Consider the following 16,285-nt stretch of genomic DNA (forward strand, 5'->3'; position numbering starts at 1 on the left):
CGGCAATCGCCGCGCTCAAAACAAGTCGATACATTGTAATCCCCAAGCATCAAAAAGTAACGTTGCGATACCTACCACCGCCAAAGATTTACGCAATCGACGCCGGCACCGGAAACCGTGCCTCGATGCGAGTTCCGGTTGCAGTGCGGCATTGCTGCAACGCTTTTGGCGCCGAAAGGCAATCGCGCGAGGTCAGTCGGTGACGACGATGCGCGTGTTGCCGTAGCCCGCTTCGCGCACCATCGAATAGAAGGTCGCGGCGTTGGCGGTGTGCAGGCGCACGCAGCCATGCGAGGCCGGACGCCCGAGATACTTCACCGCGCCGGTGCCGTGGATGGCGTAGCCGCCACGGAAGAACACTGAGTATGGCATCGGCGACATCTCGTATTTGCGCGAATACCACATCCGGGCCGTCCACTGCGGGCGGTAGCTGCCGCGCGGCGTGAAGTAACCCTTGCGGGCGGTGGACACGCTCCAGCGGTACAGCACCTGGCCGTATCTGCTGACGGTCATCGTTTGTGAGGATACATCGATATTGGCCACCAGGGCGGCAGCCTTGCCTGCGACCGAGGTGCCGAACAGCGCGGTCGCCAGTATCGTTGCCATGAGAACAGTCTTTTTCATGCGATCAAACCCCTTTGATTGCCCCTTGCATGCCTGCCATCACGCGATTTTTCAGCATTTTAACGGCAGGTGAATGAAGTAACACACACTCGTTGATGAATTCGCCAATCCAAAGCAGCGAATTTGAACGAATTTCCCGCCATAGTTGCCGCCGCGACACGTAGTTTCAACGACTTCGCCGTCGCGCTTGCCAGTCGCCCGCTTCGCTGCTCAACTTCAGGAATGACCGAACGACTCCTTAAGGCCGTCGATGCGCGGATCGAAGACCTCGTTGCGCTGACCGCGGACCTGATCCGTTTCCCGACCGTCAATCCGCCGGGCGAGGCCTATCGCCCCTGCGCCGAATATGTCGGCGAGCGCCTGAAGAAGCGCGGCTTCGAAACAGAGTTCGTCCGCGCCGAAGGCACGCCCGGCGACACCGACCGCTACCCGCGCGTCAACGTCGTTGCCCGCTTCGACGGCAGATCGCCCGGCGCATGCGTGCATTTCAACTCGCATATCGACGTCGTCGAGGCTGGCGTAGGCTGGACCGTCGATCCGTTCGCCGGCATCGTGAAGGACGGCAAGGTCTACGGCCGCGGCGCCTGCGACATGAAGGGCGGGCTGGCCGCCTCGATCATCGCCGCCGAGGCCTTCATGGAGGTGTTTCCGGACTTCCCCGGTGCCATCGAGATTTCGGCCACGGTCGACGAGGAATCCGGCGGTTTCGGCGGCGTCGCCCATCTGGCCAGGCTCGGCTATTTTTCCAAGCCGAAAGTCGACCACGTCATCATTCCGGAACCGCTGAACAAGGACCGCATCTGCCTTGGCCATCGCGGCGTCTGGTGGGCCGAGATCGAGACCAAGGGCGAGATCGCGCATGGCTCGATGCCGTTCCTCGGCGACAATGCGGTGCGCCACATGGGCGCCGTGCTGCAGGCCTTCGAGGACGAATTGTTCCCGGCGCTGGACCGCAAGGTGACGCGCATGCCCGTCGTACCCGAAGGCGCCAGGCGCTCGACCATGAACATCAACTCCATCCATGGCGGCCAGACCGAGGATTTCCGCCCCGGCCTGCCCTCGCCCAACGTGCCCGATTCCTGCCGGCTGACCATCGATCGGCGCTTCCTGCTCGAGGAGGACCTTGCCACGGTGAAGAGCGAGGTGACGGATATCCTGGAGCGGCTGAAGCGCGAGCGGACGAAGTTCGACTACGAGATCCGCGATCTGATGGAAGTGCTGCCGCTGATGACCGAGCGCGACGCACCTGTGGTGAAAGCCGTGGCACAAGGCATCATGGCGATCTTCGACCGCGAGCCCGACTATGTGATTTCGCCGGGCACCTACGACCAGAAGCACGTCGCCCGCATCGGCCACATCTATGACTGCATCGCCTATGGCCCCGGCATCCTCGACCTCGCCCACCGGCCCGACGAATGGGTCGGCATCGCCGACATGGTGGAATCGGCCAAGGTGATGGCGATCGGCCTCAACGTGCTGTTGAGGGGCACTGTCGCGGACTGATCCCGAGGGCAGGCAGACTATTTCTGGAAAAACATTCCGCCTGGCGTCGCCCGACAGCACGAAACGCAATTTACTCGACCTCGAAATCACGCTTCTATCCACCCGGTTTGAGCAGATGGGAGTTGCCCGATGAAATTGTGGAAGACCGTTCTCGCCGCCGCCGCCCTGGCACTCGCCACCGCCACCTCGGCCTTTGCCGCGCGTACCGATCTCGTCATCGGCATTCCGCTCGAACCCCCGCACCTTGACCCGACCGCGGGTGCTGCCGCGGCGATCGACGAAGTGCTCTACGCCAATGTGTTCGAAGGCCTGACCCGCATCGGCCCGAACGGCGAGGTGCTGCCCGATCTCGCAGAAAGCTGGAGCATTTCTGACGACGGCAAGGTCTACACGTTCAAGCTGCATACCGGAGTCAAATTCCATGACGGTGCCGACTTCAGCGCCGACGATGTGAAGTTCTCGCTCGACCGCGCCCGCGCCGACAATTCGGTCAACGCGCAGAAGGGCCTGTTCGCGGCGATCGACAAGGTCGACGTCGTCGATCCGGCGACCGTCAAGGTGACGCTGAAGAACCCGCAAGGCTCCTTCCTCTACAATATGGGCTGGGGCGACGCGGTGATCGTGTCGCCGAAATCGGCCGACACCAACAAGGAGAAGCCGATCGGCACCGGCCCGTTCAAATTCCAGGACTGGGTCAAGGGCTCGTCGATCACGCTGGTGAAATCGGACGCTTACTGGGGCGCGCCGGTCTCGCTCGACAAGGCCGAGTTCCGCATCGTCCCCGATGCCGCCGCCGCCGTTCCGGCCCTGCTTTCCGGCGACATCCAGGCCTTCCCTTTCTTCGATCCCGACAGCGTCGCCCAGGTCAAGGACGATCCGCGCTTCCATGTCGTGATCGGCTCGACCGAGGGCGAGACCATCCTGTCGATCAACAACAAGAAGCCGCCCTTCGACAAGGTCGAGGTCAGGCAGGCGATCTCCTACGCGCTCGACCGCAAGGCGATCATCGATGGCGCCTCGGCGGGGCTCGGCCAGCCGATCGGCTCGCACATGTCGCCCGCCAACAAGGACTATGTCGACCTCACCGGCCGCTATCCGCATGATGTCGCCAAGGCCAAGGAACTGCTCAAGCAAGCCGGCCTCGAGAACGGCTTCAAGGCGACGCTGAAGCTGCCGCCGCCTTCCTATGCCCGGCTTGGCGGCGAGATCATCGCCTCGGAGTTGCGCGACGTCGGCATCGATCTGGAGATCGTGCCCGTTGAATGGGCGCAGTGGCTGGACCAGGTATTTACCAAGAAGGACTACGACCTCACCATCGTCTCCCACACCGAGCCCAACGACATCGATATCTATTCGCGCAAGGACTATTACTTCAATTACAACAACCCGGCTTTCGACAAGGTCATCGCCGATCTGAACCTCACCTCCGACGAGGCCAAGCGCAAGGAACTGCTCGGTGAGGCGCAGAAGATCCTCGCCGACGATGCCGTGGTCGGCTTCCTCTACGAACTGCCGAAGGTCGGCGTCTGGGACGCCAAGCTGCAAGGCCTCTGGGAGAACGCGCCGATCCAGGCCAATGATCTCACCAAGGTGAAGTGGAGCGAGTGAACCCCAGCACTTCGTCATCAAAGGGTGGAGCAGCCACGCAGCGGCTGCGCAGACCCTAGGATCCATGCCATGGCTTGTGAGCGACCTCTGCGTTGCAGAATACAGGAGGCCCATCCGTGAAGACAGGAAAGCGTGACCTGGGTTCTGCATCGTCGCGCTCTTCGACCTCTGTCACGTCATGGATCCTGGGGTCTTCGCGACGTTGCTTCGCTCCTGCTCCGCCCCAGGATGACGAAGCCCGGGCGGTCAGCCTTCCATGAGTGCCTACCTCCTCAAGCGTCTGATCATCGCCGCCGCCACGCTGGTGCTGGCCTCCATGGTGGTGTTCGCGGTGCTGGAGATCATCCCCGGCGACCCGGCGCGGCTGATGCTGGGCATGAACGCCAGCGCCGAGCAGGTCGAGGTGCTGCGCAACCAGATAGGGCTCAACGCGCCGCTGGCCTTGCGTTACCTGCATTGGGCGGGCGGGTTGCTCAGCCTCGATTTCGGCCGCTCCTACACCTATTCGGTGCCGGTTATCGATCTCGTGCGCGAACGCGTCGTCGTCTCGCTGCCGCTGGCGCTGATCGCGCTGGCGCTGTCCACCGCTATCGCCATTCCGGTCGGGATTTATTCCGCCAGCCGCCACGGCCGGGCCGGCGACGCTATCGCCATGGGCGCCGCCCAACTCGGCGTCGCCGTGCCGAACTTCTGGTTCGCGCTGATGCTGATCTATCTCTTCGCCGTCTGGCTGCGACTGGTGCCGGCCGGCGGCTTTCCCGGCTGGGGCGCCGGTGCCTGGCCGGCGCTGAAATCGCTGCTTCTGCCGGCGGTCGCCCTTGCCCTGCCGCAAGCCGCGATCCTTGCCCGCGTCGCCCGCTCGGCACTGATCGAGGTGCTGCACGAGGACTATGTCCGCACCGCCCGCGCCAAGGGCATGCCATACCGCGCCGTGCTCTGGCGGCACGCGCTGCGCAACGCCATGATCCCGGTACTCACCATTCTCGGTTTGCAATTCGCCTTCCTGCTCGCCGGCACCATCATTATCGAGAACGTCTTCTACCTGCCCGGCCTTGGACGGTTGGTGTTCCAGGCCATCACGCAGCGCGACCTGATCGTCGTCGAAAGCGTCGTCATGCTGCTGGTCGCCGCCGTCATCGCCGTCAACCTCCTCGTCGACCTCTCCTATGCGGTCGTCGATCCGCGCCTGAGAAGCCGGCAATGACGCTCCATGTCGACATCCCCGAAGAGACCGTTGGCGCACTGCTGGCCAAGGCGTTCCGCAACCGGTCCTTCCTCGTCGGCTTCGCCATCACCGCGCTGGTGGCGGCGATAGCGATGCTCTCCTATGTCTGGACGCCCTATGATGTCACCAGGCTGGTGATCTCGGACAAGACCCTGACGCCTTCATGGGCGCACTGGTTCGGCACCGACCATTTCGGCCGCGACATCCTGTCGATGATCATGGTCGGCGCCCGCAACTCGATCGCCGTGGCGCTGGTCGCGGTCGGCATCGGCATGGGCGTCGGCGTGCCGCTCGGCGCCTTTGCCGCCGCGCGCGGCGGCCTCGCCGACGAGGCGCTGATGCGGCTGAACGACCTCGTCTTCGCCTTCCCCGCGCTGCTGTCGGCGATCATGATCACCGCCATCTTCGGGCCGGGCGCGATCAACGCCATCATCGCCATCGGCATCTTCAACATTCCCGTTTTCGCGCGCGTCGCCCGCGCCGGCGCTCTCGCCATCTGGCCGCGTGAATTCATCCTGGCCGCGCGTGCCGCCGGCAAGGGGCCAACGCTGATCACCATCGAGCACATCCTGCCAAACATCGCCACGTTGCTCCTGGTGCAAGGCACCATCCAGTTCGCGCTGGGCATCCTTGCCGAAGCCGGCCTTTCCTATGTCGGCCTCGGCGCGCAGCCGCCGATGCCGAGCTGGGGTCGCATGCTGTTCGACGCGCAGACGCGCATGGTCGTGGCGCCGTGGATGGCGATCTTTCCGGGCATGGCGATCGTCGTCACCGTGCTCGGCCTCAACCTGCTGGGGGACGGCATCGCCGACATCCTCGACCCGAAATCGCGGCGGCAGCGATGAGCCTGCTCGAGATCGAGAACCTGTCGCTGGCGATCGGCGACACGCCGATCCTGAAGGGGGTCGAGCTTGCCGTGGCACCGGGCGAGGTCATGGGGCTTGTCGGCGAGTCCGGCTCGGGCAAGTCGATGACGGCGCTCACCGTGATGCGGCTTCTGCCCTTCGCGGCGCGTGCCGGCGGGCGCGTCGCCTTCGACGGCCTCGATATCCTGGCGGCGAGCGAGGACCAGATGTGCGCGCTGCGCGGCGACGACATCGGCATGGTGTTCCAGGAGCCGATGACGGCGCTCAATCCGGTCAAGACGATCGGCGAGCAGGTCGCCGAAGGCATCCGCTGGCATACCAAGGCAAGCCGCGCCGAAGCCGAGGAGCGGGCGCGCAAGGTGCTCGACCGGGTCGGCCTGCCCGAGGCAAAATTCCCGCTGTCGCGCTATCCGCACGAGCTGTCCGGCGGCCAGCGCCAGCGCGTCGTCATTGCAATCGCCTGCGCGCTGAAACCCAAGCTCCTGATCGCCGACGAGCCGACCACGGCGCTCGATGTGGTGCTGCAGGCGCAGATCCTCGATCTGTTGCGCGACCTCGTGGCGGAAAACCGCATGGGCCTGCTGCTGATCTCGCACGACCTCGCGGTGGTGACCGAGATGGCCGACAAGATCACCATCCTGCGCCATGGCGAGGTGATGGAAGCCGGCGACACGGCACGCACGCTGTCTGAGCAGCTCCATCCTTACACGCGTCAGCTGGCGCAGGCTTCCATGCATGTGCCGGCCCGCCCCCGAACCCACGTCGCCGGCTCGGCCAGGCCCCTGCTGCAAGTCGAAGGGGTGACCCGCGACTATCCGGGACGACGCAGCTCGCTGTTCCGGCGCGCCGCTCCCTTCCGCGCCGTCGACGACGTCTCGCTGTCGATAGAACCTGGCCAGTCGGTGGCCCTGGTCGGACGTTCAGGCTGCGGCAAGTCCACGCTTGCCCGCATGATCCTGGCGCTGGACAAATCGACCTCGGGAACGATCCGTTTCTGCGACGAGACCATCACCGGCAGCAGCGAGGCGGAGCTGAAGCCGGTGCGGCGCGACATGCAGGTCGTATTCCAGGACCCCTACGGCTCCTTCGATCCGCGCCAGAAGGTCGAGAAACTGGTCGCCGAGCCGCTGCATGTGCTGGCCAAAAAACCGGCCAACGCCGAGCGGCGCGAGCTCGTGGCGCACGCGCTGCACGAGGTTGGCCTCGGGCCGCGCGACATGGACAAATATCCGCACGAATTCTCGGGCGGCCAGCGCCAGCGCCTGTCGATCGCGCGCGCCATCATCCCCCGCCCCAAGCTGGTCGTGGCCGACGAGCCGGTCTCGGCGCTCGACGTTTCGATCCGCGCCCAGATCCTCGACCTGTTCGCCGAGCTCAACCAGAAGCTCGGCATCGCCTACTTGTTCATCACTCATGACCTGACCGTCGCCCGCGCCATCACCGACGAGGTGCTGGTCATGCACGAAGGCAGGATCGTCGAGCGCGGCAAGACCGGCGCGGTGCTCGACAACCCGCAGTCCGACGCGGCCAAGGCGCTGGTGAAAGCCGCGCCCGATCTGCACCAGGCAATCGCGCGGAGGCTGCAGGAACAGGGATAGGCGGCCAGACGCGCCGTCTGCCATCGAATCCGGCTATTCCTGCGGCTTCACAACATCGACCGGGCTGATGTCGAGCAGGTCGAGCGTGCGGCGCAGGAGCTTGACCTCGTTCTCGGCCAGCTTCGAATCGGCCTTGGCGATCTCGGCCATGTGTTGGGCGAGCAGCTTGCGCCGCTCGACGTCGAGGTCGCGGAACAGCGCGATCGCCTGCGAACCATTGGTCTCGTAGCCGAAGTCGTTGAGATATTCGATGACGCTGTCGATGCTCGTCTCGGGAATGCCGAACGCCTCCTTGCAGATGCGCCGGAAGGCGACCATCTCGCTCTCCGAGACGGAACCATCGGCCAGGATCATGCGGAACAGCATCAACAATTCCGCCGACAGGACCGGATCGTCCGCGACCTTACGTACGCCGGGATCGCCGTCGAAGATCGAGCGTATCTGGTCGAGCAATGCCATTGCCATCGGCCTCCCCTTTGCGATTCCGTCGCAGATAGTTAGCGCGGAATCGGCCTTGCGCAAATGGGACGGGCATGATGGAACCTGCCGTCCCCCTCGCCGCAACCCTTGCAGCCCCCGATGCTCGATCTTGCCACCCACACCGTCGTCATGCTCGCGTTTGCCGCCTTTGCCGCCGGCTTCATCGATTCCATCGCCGGCGGCGGCGCTCTGATCACCATTCCGGCACTGCTTCTTGCCGGCTTCTCGCCGCTCGAGACGCTGGGAACCAATAAGCTGCAAGGCATGTTCGGCTCCGGTTCGGCGACCATCCACTATGCCGCGAATGGCCATGTCGATGTCCGCCGTCAGCTTCCGTCCGCCGTCCTGGCACTCGCCGGGAGCGCGGCCGGTGCTTCGCTGGCGACAATCGTGCCCGGCGACGTGTTACGCGCCCTGCTTCCGCTGCTGCTGATCGCGATTGCACTCTATTTCGCCGTCAAGCCCAACATGGGCGATGTCGACCGCGCCGAGCGGCTTTCGCCCTTTCTGTTCGGACTCACGGTCGTGCCAGCCATCGGCTTCTATGACGGCCTGTTCGGCCCGGGCACCGGCTCGTTCCTCATGCTGGCCTTCGTTGCGCTCGCTGGCTACGGCGTGCTGAAAGCGACGGCGCACACCAAGCTGCTCAACTTCGCCTCCAACATCGGCGGCTTCGCCGTCTTCGCCGCCGTCGGCGTCGTCTACTGGAAGATCGGCCTGATGATGGGCGTTGCCCAGTTCTTCGGCGCCCGCCTCGGCGCCAGCCTTGCCATCCGTATCGGCGCGAGACTGATCAAGCCGCTGCTGGTCGTCGTCTGCGTGGCACTGGCGGTGAAGCTCCTGGCCGACCCGGCGAACCCGTTGCGCCTGCTCATTGGTGTGTGACGGCCCCGCTGATACAATGCCGGCGTACGAATCATGTTGGAGGAGCCACACATGAATCTCAGTGCGCCTACTCAGCTTATTTTCATTATCTCCCTTGTCATCGCCATCATCGGCGTTCTCGCCGCTCTTGGCGTTCTTGCGTTCATTCCTCTTGCCGCAGTGTGGATTGTTCTCATCGGCTACATCGTGCTTGCCGCCGGCTGCATGATGCGCGGCGCTTAAGTCAGGCACATTCAGATCTCAGGTAACCGAAGCGCCCGGCCACAAGCCGGGCGCTTTTGATTTCGGAATGTGGTCTGCTAGATTTGGCGGGCGAGGATTGCCGATGTCGATCGAGACAGAGCGCCGTCATGAACAGGACCATTCTTTAGCCGCGAGGTTCGAGATGGTGCGGCGAGCGGCTGACGCTTCGCTTGCAGGCGCAGTCACCGACCTTTGCGGCTATCGCGAGATGCTGCCCGTCTGCTCCCGCAATGTCGAATATGCTTCGCTGACCGTGCCGCTGGTCATCAGCTTCGCCGAGCCCTTCGCCATCGGGCTTGGGCGCGACCCCGGCGACAACGATCGCTTCGCCAGCTTTGCCGCCGGCCTCTTTGCCGGGCCGGTGGTAATCCAATCCTTCGGCCGCGCCTGCTGCGTCCAGATCAACTTCACCCCGCTCGGCGCCCGCCGCTTCTTCGGCCTGCCGATGAGCGAGCTGACCGACCGCATGGTCGGGCTCGACGATGTGCTTGGCCTCGAAGGCATCGCGCTGCGCGAAAGGCTTGGCGAGGCACGGGATTGGGGCACGCGTTTCGCGATTGCCGAGAGCTTCGTCGCAGCAAGGCTGGCGGAGGCGAAGCGGATGTCAGCCGAGATCGCCTGGGCCTACCGGCAAGTCATTGGCTCTGGCGGACGCACGCGGGTCTCCGTGCTTGCCGATCAGCTCGGCTGGAGCCGCAAGCATCTCGCGGCGAAATTTTCCGACGCGATCGGCATCGGGCCGAAAACGCTGTCGCGCATCGTGCGCTTCAACCGGGCGCTCTCGCTGTCCAAGCATCAGCTCGACGACTGGGCGGGGATCGCCGCCGATTGCGGCTATGCTGACCAGGCGCATCTGGTGCGCGAATTCCGCGATCTCGCCGGCGAGACGCCAACCGCGCTCGCATAGTCTCTTTCTCCACCGAGGTAACATTTCTTCAAGACGCCGCGGCGGCCTTCGCCGAGACTGGATACCATCAACCGACACCAGGGAGATTGCCATGTCGACCGCGAACGAAGCACCTCGTCTCTACCCCGCTCTGCGCTACAGGAATGCCGCCGGAATGATCGACTGGCTGTGCGATGCCTTCGGCTTCACCGTGCGCGCCCGCTATGGCGAGGGCGACGTCGTGCATCACGCCGAGCTCGTCTTCGGCGCCTCGATGATCATGCTCGGCACCGCGCGTGACGACGACTACGGCAAGATGGTCGGCGAGCCGGGCGCCGGCGGCGGCAAGTCGATCTATGTCGCGGTGGAAGACGCCGATGCCGCCTACGCCAGGGCAAGAAAGGCCGGCGCCACGATCCTGCAGGAACTGACCGATCGCGACTATGGCAGCCGCGAGTTCATCTGCCGCGACCCGGAAGGCAGTGTCTGGTCGTTTGGCACCTACTGGCCGAAGGCAGGAGACGCCGCCAGCTAACGGGCCAGGCCAAAAATTGCGTCGCAGTCGAGATGGGTTTCCAGTTCGGCCGCGACCTCGTCCAGCGCCCGCTCGACATCGGCGCGATAGTCGATACCGCCGCCTTTGACGCCGAGGCTTTCCAGGAACCTTGCCCGGAAGGCGTCTGCGGAAAACAGCCCGTGCAGATAGGTGCCAACCACCTTGCCATCGGCGGAGATCGCCCCGTCATCGATGCCGTTGATGACGGCGGACGGCCGCGCCATGTCCGGGCCGGTGGTGCGGCCGAGATGGATCTCGTAGCCTTCCAGCGGCAGATCGAACTGCACCGAGCGGGCGCTGACATTGCGCACGGTCTTTTCCGGTTCCATCACTGTTTCGATGTCGAGCAGGCCGAGCCCCTCCGCCTCGGTAACGCTGCCCTCGATGCCGGCGGGATCGCTGACCTTGCGGCCGAGCATCTGGAAGCCGCCGCAGATGCCGACGACATGGCCGCCCCGCTTGCGATGGGCGAGGAGATCGTGGTCCCAGCCATTCTCCCGGAACTTCATGAGATCGCCGATCGTCGACTTCGAGCCGGGAATGACCACCAATCCCGCATCCGCGGGCAACGGCTTGCCGGGCGGCACGAACACCACCTCGACCTGCGGTTCGGCCTTCAATGGATCGAGATCGTCGAAATTGGCGATGCGCGAAAGCATCGGCACTGCCACCTTCAGCGCCCGCTTCTCGCCGGATGCCAGCCGTTCCAGCACCACCGAATCCTCGGAAGGCAGCCTCGCCGCCGCCTTCAGCCACGGCACCACACCGAAGCAAGGCCAGCCGGTGAACTTTCCGATCGCCTCGATGCCGTCGTCGAACAGCGAGACGTCGCCGCGGAACTTGTTGATGAGGTAGCCGACGATCATGCGCCGGTCCTCGTCCGGCAGGATGAGATGGGTGCCGACGACCGAAGCGATGACGCCGCCGCGATCGATATCGCCGACCAGCACCACCGGCACATTTGCGCGCGTCGCGAAACCCATATTGGCGATGTCGCGGCTGCGGAGATTGATCTCGGCTGGTGAGCCCGCGCCTTCGACGATGATGAGATCGGCGCCCTCGCCGACCTTCGCCCATGAGTCCAGCACGGCGTCCATCAGCCGGCCTTTCATCGCCTGGTAGTCGCGCGCCCTAGCCTCGCCGAACACCTTGCCCTGCACCACGACCTGCGAGCCGACATCGCTCTGCGGTTTGAGCAGCACCGGGTTCATGTGGACGGTCGGCGTCACGCCGCAGGCGATCGCTTGCAGCCATTGCGCGCGGCCGATCTCGCCGCCACCGGCCTTGTTGTTGCCGGGAATGTCGGCGACGGCGGCATTGTTCGACATGTTCTGCGGCTTGAACGGCCGCACCTTCAGCCCACGCTTCTTCGCCGCACGACAGAGCCCCGCGACCAGCACGCTCTTGCCGACATCGGAGCCGGTGCCTTGCAGCATGATCGCTTTGGCCGCCATCAGCCCCTGCCTTGCGTGACGGTGCCCGGGATTGTCGACTTCTGCGCCAGCGGCCCGCCACGCCAGATGTAGAGCGCGAGCAGCGGCTCCTGGCCCGTTCGCATGGCATGGCTGACGTTCGAAGGATGGTGGATCACCTCGCCGGCTTCGCGAACGTGAAATCCGCTTTCGCCCTTGTGCCACTCCGTGCTGCCGGTCAGCGGAATGTAGATCTCCTCGGCAATGTGATGGTGGTCGGGATAGACGATCGCGGGCCCGAGGATCAGCAAGCCGGCCGCGACCTCGTCATTGACGAAATGGCCGCGCGTGCCGAAAACCTCCAGCCAGCCGTAATTGTCCAGGAACGCCCGGCCGAAATCCGAGACGCTGTAGGTTTGGCCCCAGCGCAGATCGCCGCGATGCTCCGCCACGAATCGCGTCAGGGGCCGGATGTCCGGCGGCGCAAGTTCGGCGATGCGATCGAGATGGCGCAGGCAGGCGAGCCGACGCGGCTGCAGCGGACGCACCGGCATGCCCCAATCGATGCGGGCGACGGCGTCGCTGACCAGAGCGCTGTCCACGGTCCTGAGATAGGCGTGGAAACGATCGAGCAGTTCGTCGAAGACTGTCGTCACGCCATGCTCCGTTGGTCCATCCATGCACAGCCGCTCCGCGACCGGGCGGGTTGCGCGGCGGCATCATTGGTCTAGATTGACTGGCGCGCAAAGCCAAAAACGACAGGCCAGAAGGCCTAAAACGACAGGGAGCACGCCATGGACGCCGCGGTCGATGCGAGCACCAGCCAATTCGAACTCACCGAGGAGCAGCGCGCCATCCAAGAGATGGCCGAGGCCTTCGCCGCCGACCGTGTCGCACCGAACGCGCTCGACTGGGACCGTGCGAAACATTTCCCGGCCGACGTGATTCGCGAAACCGGGCCGCTCGGCCTCGGCGGCATCTATGTCCGCGACGACGTTGGCGGTTCGGCCCTCGGGCGGCTCGATGCCGTGCTGATCTTCGAGGCGCTCGCCCGCGCCGACCCGGCATTTTCCTCCTTCATCTCGATCCACAACATGGCGGCGTCGATGATCGACCGCTTCGGCAGCGAGGAGCAGCGCCAGCGTTTCTTGCCGATGCTGACCTCGATGGAATGGCTGGCGAGCTATTGCCTGACCGAGCCGGGCTCCGGCTCGGATGCCGCGGCGCTGAAGACGCGCGCGGTGAAAAGCGGCGGCGACTATGTGCTCAACGGCGCCAAGCAGTTCATCTCCGGCGCCGGCGACAGCGACCTCTATGTCGTCATGGCCCGCACCGGTGCCGACGGACCGAAAGGCATCTCGACCTTCGTCGTGCCCAAGGATGCACCAGGCCTCTCCTTCGGCGCCAACGAGCACAAGATGGGCTGGCACATGCAGTCGACCCGCCAGGTCATCTTCGAGGATTGCAAGGTGCCGGTCGAGAACCTGCTCGCCACGGAAGGCGCAGGCTTCGGCATCGCCATGGCCGGCCTCGACGGCGGCCGGCTGAACATCGCCGCCTGCTCGCTCGGCGGCGCGCAGTCGGCGCTCGACAAGGCTTTATCCTATACAGGCGAGCGCAAGGCCTTCGGCTCGAAGATCAACCAGTTCCAGGCGCTGCAGTTCAGGCTGGCCGACATGGAGACCGAGTTGCAGGCGGCGCGCATCTTCCTCTACGCCGCCGCTTCGAAGCTCGACCGCAAGGCGCCCGACGCCGGCAAATGGTCGGCGATGGCCAAGCGCTTCGTCACCGATGTCGGCTTCGACGTCGCCAACGAGGCGCTGCAGTTGCATGGCGGCTATGGCTATCTACACGATTACGGCGTCGAGAAACTGGTGCGCGACCTGCGCGTCCACCAGATCCTCGAAGGCACTAACGAGATCATGCGCGTCATCATCGCACGCGCGCTGATCGGGCGCTGAACCAGACAATTTCGGGAGAAAAACGATGGCAACCATCGCCTTCATCGGCTTGGGTAATATGGGCAATCCGATGGCCGCCAACCTGGTCAAGGCCGGGCATTCTGTGCACGGCTTCGACCTGGTGCCGGAGAACCTCACCGTCGCCAAGGAGCACGGCGTGACCGTCATGGCCAACGCCCCTGCCGCGGTGAAGGACGCCGATGTCGTCATAACCATGCTGCCTGCCGGCAAGCATGTGCTGTCGGTCTATGAGGACATCGCGCCCAAGGCGAAGAAAGGCGCGCTGTTCATCGACTCTTCCACCATCGACGTCGAATCGGCGCGCAAGGCCCACGCTATCGCCAGCAAGCACGGCCTGCTGTCGATCGACGCGCCGGTCTCGGGCGGCACAGGCGGCGCCACCGCCGGCACGTTGACCTTTATGGCCGGCGGCTCGAAGGACGCCTTCGCCAAGGCCGAGCCGGCCCTGAAGCCGATGGCTGGCCGCATCGTCCATTGCGGCGACGACGGCGCCGGACAGGCGGCCAAGATCTGCAACAACATGATCCTCGGCATCTCGATGATCGGCGTCGCCGAAGCCTTCGTGCTGGCGGAAAAGCTCGGACTGTCGCACCAGGCGCTGTTCGACGTCGCCTCGACCTCGTCGGGCCAATGCTGGTCACTCACCACATATTGCCCGGTGCCAGGGCCGGTGCCGGCCTCGCCCGCCAACCGCGACTACAAGCCGGGCTTCGCCGCCGCCCTCATGCTGAAGGATTTGAAGCTGTCGCAGGAGGCAGCGCAAGGCGCCGGCGCGGTGACGCCGCTCGGGGCCGGGGCGACGCAGCTCTACGCGCTGTTCAACGCGCAGGGAAATGCCGGCGCCGATTTTTCCGGCATTATAAATTTCCTACGCGGCAATCAGGCATAACGCCCTGCTTTCACAGGCTTATTAGCGAGTTTTTTCGGTCAGAAACCGGCAAATTTAGATTTGCTTAAGGTCTCGATAACCGGCCGGTAACGATGTGCCTATAAAACGGACTGCGAGGCGGACATATCGCATCCGCCCGGCGCTCCGGATCAGGTCTCGCGTACCGGAGCCCGTAAGTTTCGCAAGTCGCTTGTAGCGAAACGCCATGCGTATCTGGCAAAGCCGCGTTCCCGATGGGACGCGGTTTTTGCGTTTTGCACCGCCTGTATTTCGATTGCCGCGGTCGGAATTAGCGCGTGGTCTTCGTTGCCAGAGCCCGGCGTACGGCGATCTTGGGATCGCCTATCAGTCCGACATTCCTGCCCGGGGATGCTTACATGCGCCCGCGCAGACCTTCCGGATCGTAGGGCGAGTCGGCAATCACCTTTGCCGAGCGGCGCTCGCCAAGGATTGAAACTTCCAGTTCGGTGCCGGGCGCGGCGAGTTCGAGAGGCAGCAGCGCAAGTGCGATGTCGTGACAAAAACTATAGGAATAGCCTGCCGAGGTGACATGGCCGACGAGCTCGCCATCGCGGTAAACACCCTCGAAGGCGAAAGCGCTGGCACCGTCGGTATCGATCGACAGAGTGGCGATCCGGCGTCCCGTCCCCTGCTTCTGTTTCGCGACCAGCGCCGCCCGGCCGATGAAGTCCCCCTTGTCGAGGCTGACGAAGCGGTCAAGACCGCTTTCCCAGGCCGACAGTTCGGGATTCATGTCGCGGTACATGGCCCGGTAGGACTTGTCGAGACGCAGGGACTCCAGTGCTTGAAGTCCAACCGGTCTGAGCCCGTGCGCCTCGCCCGACGCCAGAAGCGCGTCCAGCAGATGCCGCTGATAACAGAGCGGATGATAGAGCTCCCATCCCAGTTCGCCTGAGTAGTTGACGCGCAGCAGGCGCACGTCGCTGGCCAGGCCGACGGTCCCGGACCGCACGCTGAACCATGGGAAGGCCTCGTTGGAGAGATCGACTTCCGTCAGCGGCTGCAATACCTCCCGCGCCTTCGGTCCAACGATTGTGAAGCTGCCGCGATCGTCGGTGACATTGCGAAGCTGCACGTTGCCGCTCTGCGGCAGCAGCCGGCTCAAGTCGTCAAAATTGCAGCGCTCGGCGCGCGGCGTCGATATGAGGTAGAACAGACCGTTCTGCAGCCGCGCCACCACATACTCGGCCTGCACGCCACCGGCCCGCGTCAGGTGATGGGCAAGGGCGACACGACCGGGACGAGGCAGCTTGTTGGCAAGGATTCCGTCGAGCCAGGCCTCGGTGCCTGGGCCGCTGACCTCGAACTTGGTCATCGGCGTCATCTCGACCAGCCCCACGGCCTGACGGACGGCCTGGACTTCCTCGGCGACGTGGTTGCCTTTGGGGGTCCAGCGCCAGCCATAGATGTTTCGCGCTTCGACACCCGCGGGCGCGAACCAGCTCGGCATCTCCCAGCCGTTCAACACGTCCCATACCGCGCCGAGCTGGCTCAGGCGATCGTAGGA

General features: G+C 64.5%; 17 protein-coding genes. 12 read left to right on the forward strand and 5 right to left on the reverse strand.

Going from position 1 to position 16,285, the window contains the following annotated elements:
* Nucleotides 1–203 (forward strand): hypothetical protein (locus EN742_RS38610; protein WP_210214433.1); only part of this gene is annotated, 203 nt, incomplete at its 5' end.
* Here the strand turns inward: EN742_RS38610 and EN742_RS06675 are convergent.
* Nucleotides 193–624 carry a L,D-transpeptidase gene (locus EN742_RS06675; RefSeq protein ID WP_126054133.1) on the reverse strand — a complete coding sequence of 144 codons (432 nt, stop codon included), beginning with the start codon at nucleotides 622–624 and terminating at the stop codon, nucleotides 193–195. The two genes, EN742_RS38610 and EN742_RS06675, sit on opposite strands and share 11 nt — an antisense overlap.
* Nucleotides 625–846: 222 nt before the next feature.
* Between EN742_RS06675 and EN742_RS06680 the strand changes: the two genes are divergently transcribed.
* The 5 genes from EN742_RS06680 (at nucleotide 847) to EN742_RS06700 (ending at nucleotide 7,424) form a co-directional block, all read left to right on the forward strand.
* Nucleotides 847–2,127: an acetylornithine deacetylase/succinyl-diaminopimelate desuccinylase family protein gene (locus EN742_RS06680; protein ID WP_126054132.1), complete on the forward strand. Its 1,281-nt coding sequence runs from the start codon at nucleotides 847–849 to the stop codon at nucleotides 2,125–2,127.
* A gap of 129 nt (nucleotides 2,128–2,256) precedes the next feature.
* A complete protein-coding gene (locus EN742_RS06685; RefSeq protein WP_126054131.1) occupies nucleotides 2,257–3,735 on the forward strand; it encodes an ABC transporter substrate-binding protein in 1,479 nt (492 codons plus the stop codon).
* A 256-nt stretch (nucleotides 3,736–3,991) separates the two neighbouring features.
* Nucleotides 3,992–4,939 carry an ABC transporter permease gene (locus EN742_RS06690; protein ID WP_126054130.1) on the forward strand — a complete coding sequence of 316 codons (948 nt, stop codon included), beginning with the start codon at nucleotides 3,992–3,994 and terminating at the stop codon, nucleotides 4,937–4,939.
* Complete coding sequence (locus tag EN742_RS06695; RefSeq protein WP_126054129.1) at nucleotides 4,936–5,805, forward strand: ABC transporter permease; 870 nt, start codon at nucleotides 4,936–4,938, stop codon at nucleotides 5,803–5,805. Before EN742_RS06690 ends, EN742_RS06695 begins: the two co-directional genes overlap by 4 nt.
* Complete coding sequence (locus EN742_RS06700; protein WP_127400323.1) at nucleotides 5,802–7,424, forward strand: dipeptide ABC transporter ATP-binding protein; 1,623 nt, start codon at nucleotides 5,802–5,804, stop codon at nucleotides 7,422–7,424. The genes EN742_RS06695 and EN742_RS06700 overlap by 4 nt, the downstream gene beginning before the upstream one ends.
* 33 nt (nucleotides 7,425–7,457) lie before the next feature.
* Here the strand turns inward: EN742_RS06700 and EN742_RS06705 are convergent, their stop codons facing one another.
* The gene (locus EN742_RS06705; protein WP_126054127.1) at nucleotides 7,458–7,889 is read right to left on the reverse strand and encodes a TerB family tellurite resistance protein; all 432 of its coding nucleotides are present in this window, start codon (nucleotides 7,887–7,889) and stop codon (nucleotides 7,458–7,460) included.
* A 114-nt stretch (nucleotides 7,890–8,003) separates the two neighbouring features.
* On the opposite strand from EN742_RS06705, the gene EN742_RS06710 reads away from it, so the two are divergent.
* The 4 genes from EN742_RS06710 (at nucleotide 8,004) to EN742_RS06725 (ending at nucleotide 10,453) form a co-directional block, all read left to right on the forward strand.
* Nucleotides 8,004–8,789 (forward strand): TSUP family transporter, encoded by a 786-nt coding sequence (locus EN742_RS06710; RefSeq protein WP_126054126.1) that lies wholly within the window; start codon nucleotides 8,004–8,006, stop codon nucleotides 8,787–8,789.
* A 51-nt stretch (nucleotides 8,790–8,840) separates the two neighbouring features.
* Nucleotides 8,841–9,011 carry a hypothetical protein gene (locus tag EN742_RS06715; RefSeq protein ID WP_126054125.1) on the forward strand — a complete coding sequence of 57 codons (171 nt, stop codon included), beginning with the start codon at nucleotides 8,841–8,843 and terminating at the stop codon, nucleotides 9,009–9,011.
* Between the two features lie 103 nt (nucleotides 9,012–9,114).
* Nucleotides 9,115–9,939: a helix-turn-helix domain-containing protein gene (locus EN742_RS06720; protein ID WP_126054124.1), complete on the forward strand. Its 825-nt coding sequence runs from the start codon at nucleotides 9,115–9,117 to the stop codon at nucleotides 9,937–9,939.
* 91 nt (nucleotides 9,940–10,030) lie between these two features.
* Nucleotides 10,031–10,453: a VOC family protein gene (locus EN742_RS06725; protein WP_126054123.1), complete on the forward strand. Its 423-nt coding sequence runs from the start codon at nucleotides 10,031–10,033 to the stop codon at nucleotides 10,451–10,453.
* Here the strand turns inward: EN742_RS06725 and EN742_RS06730 are convergent.
* Nucleotides 10,450–11,928, reverse strand: a complete 1,479-nt coding sequence (locus EN742_RS06730; protein ID WP_126054122.1) for a cobyric acid synthase — start codon at nucleotides 11,926–11,928, stop codon at nucleotides 10,450–10,452. The genes EN742_RS06725 and EN742_RS06730 overlap by 4 nt on opposite strands.
* Nucleotides 11,928–12,542, reverse strand: coding sequence for a dimethylsulfonioproprionate lyase family protein (locus EN742_RS06735; RefSeq protein ID WP_126059053.1), 615 nt, complete (start codon nucleotides 12,540–12,542; stop codon nucleotides 11,928–11,930). The genes EN742_RS06730 and EN742_RS06735 overlap by 1 nt, the downstream gene beginning before the upstream one ends.
* A gap of 138 nt (nucleotides 12,543–12,680) precedes the next feature.
* Between EN742_RS06735 and EN742_RS06740 the strand changes: the two genes are divergently transcribed.
* Together EN742_RS06740 and mmsB are read left to right on the forward strand one after the other, a co-directional pair.
* Nucleotides 12,681–13,847, forward strand: a complete 1,167-nt coding sequence (locus EN742_RS06740; RefSeq protein WP_126054121.1) for an isobutyryl-CoA dehydrogenase — start codon at nucleotides 12,681–12,683, stop codon at nucleotides 13,845–13,847.
* A 25-nt stretch (nucleotides 13,848–13,872) separates the two neighbouring features.
* Nucleotides 13,873–14,757: a 3-hydroxyisobutyrate dehydrogenase gene (gene mmsB / locus EN742_RS06745; RefSeq protein ID WP_126054120.1), complete on the forward strand. Its 885-nt coding sequence runs from the start codon at nucleotides 13,873–13,875 to the stop codon at nucleotides 14,755–14,757.
* Between the two features lie 373 nt (nucleotides 14,758–15,130).
* Here mmsB and EN742_RS06750 read toward each other — a convergent pair.
* The coding region (locus tag EN742_RS06750; RefSeq protein WP_148670041.1) for an aminomethyltransferase family protein at nucleotides 15,131–16,285 on the reverse strand (1,155 nt) is incomplete at its 5' end.

The sequence above is a fragment of the Mesorhizobium sp. M4A.F.Ca.ET.020.02.1.1 genome (assembly GCF_004022645.1).
GTDB lineage: Bacteria > Pseudomonadota > Alphaproteobacteria > Rhizobiales > Rhizobiaceae > Mesorhizobium.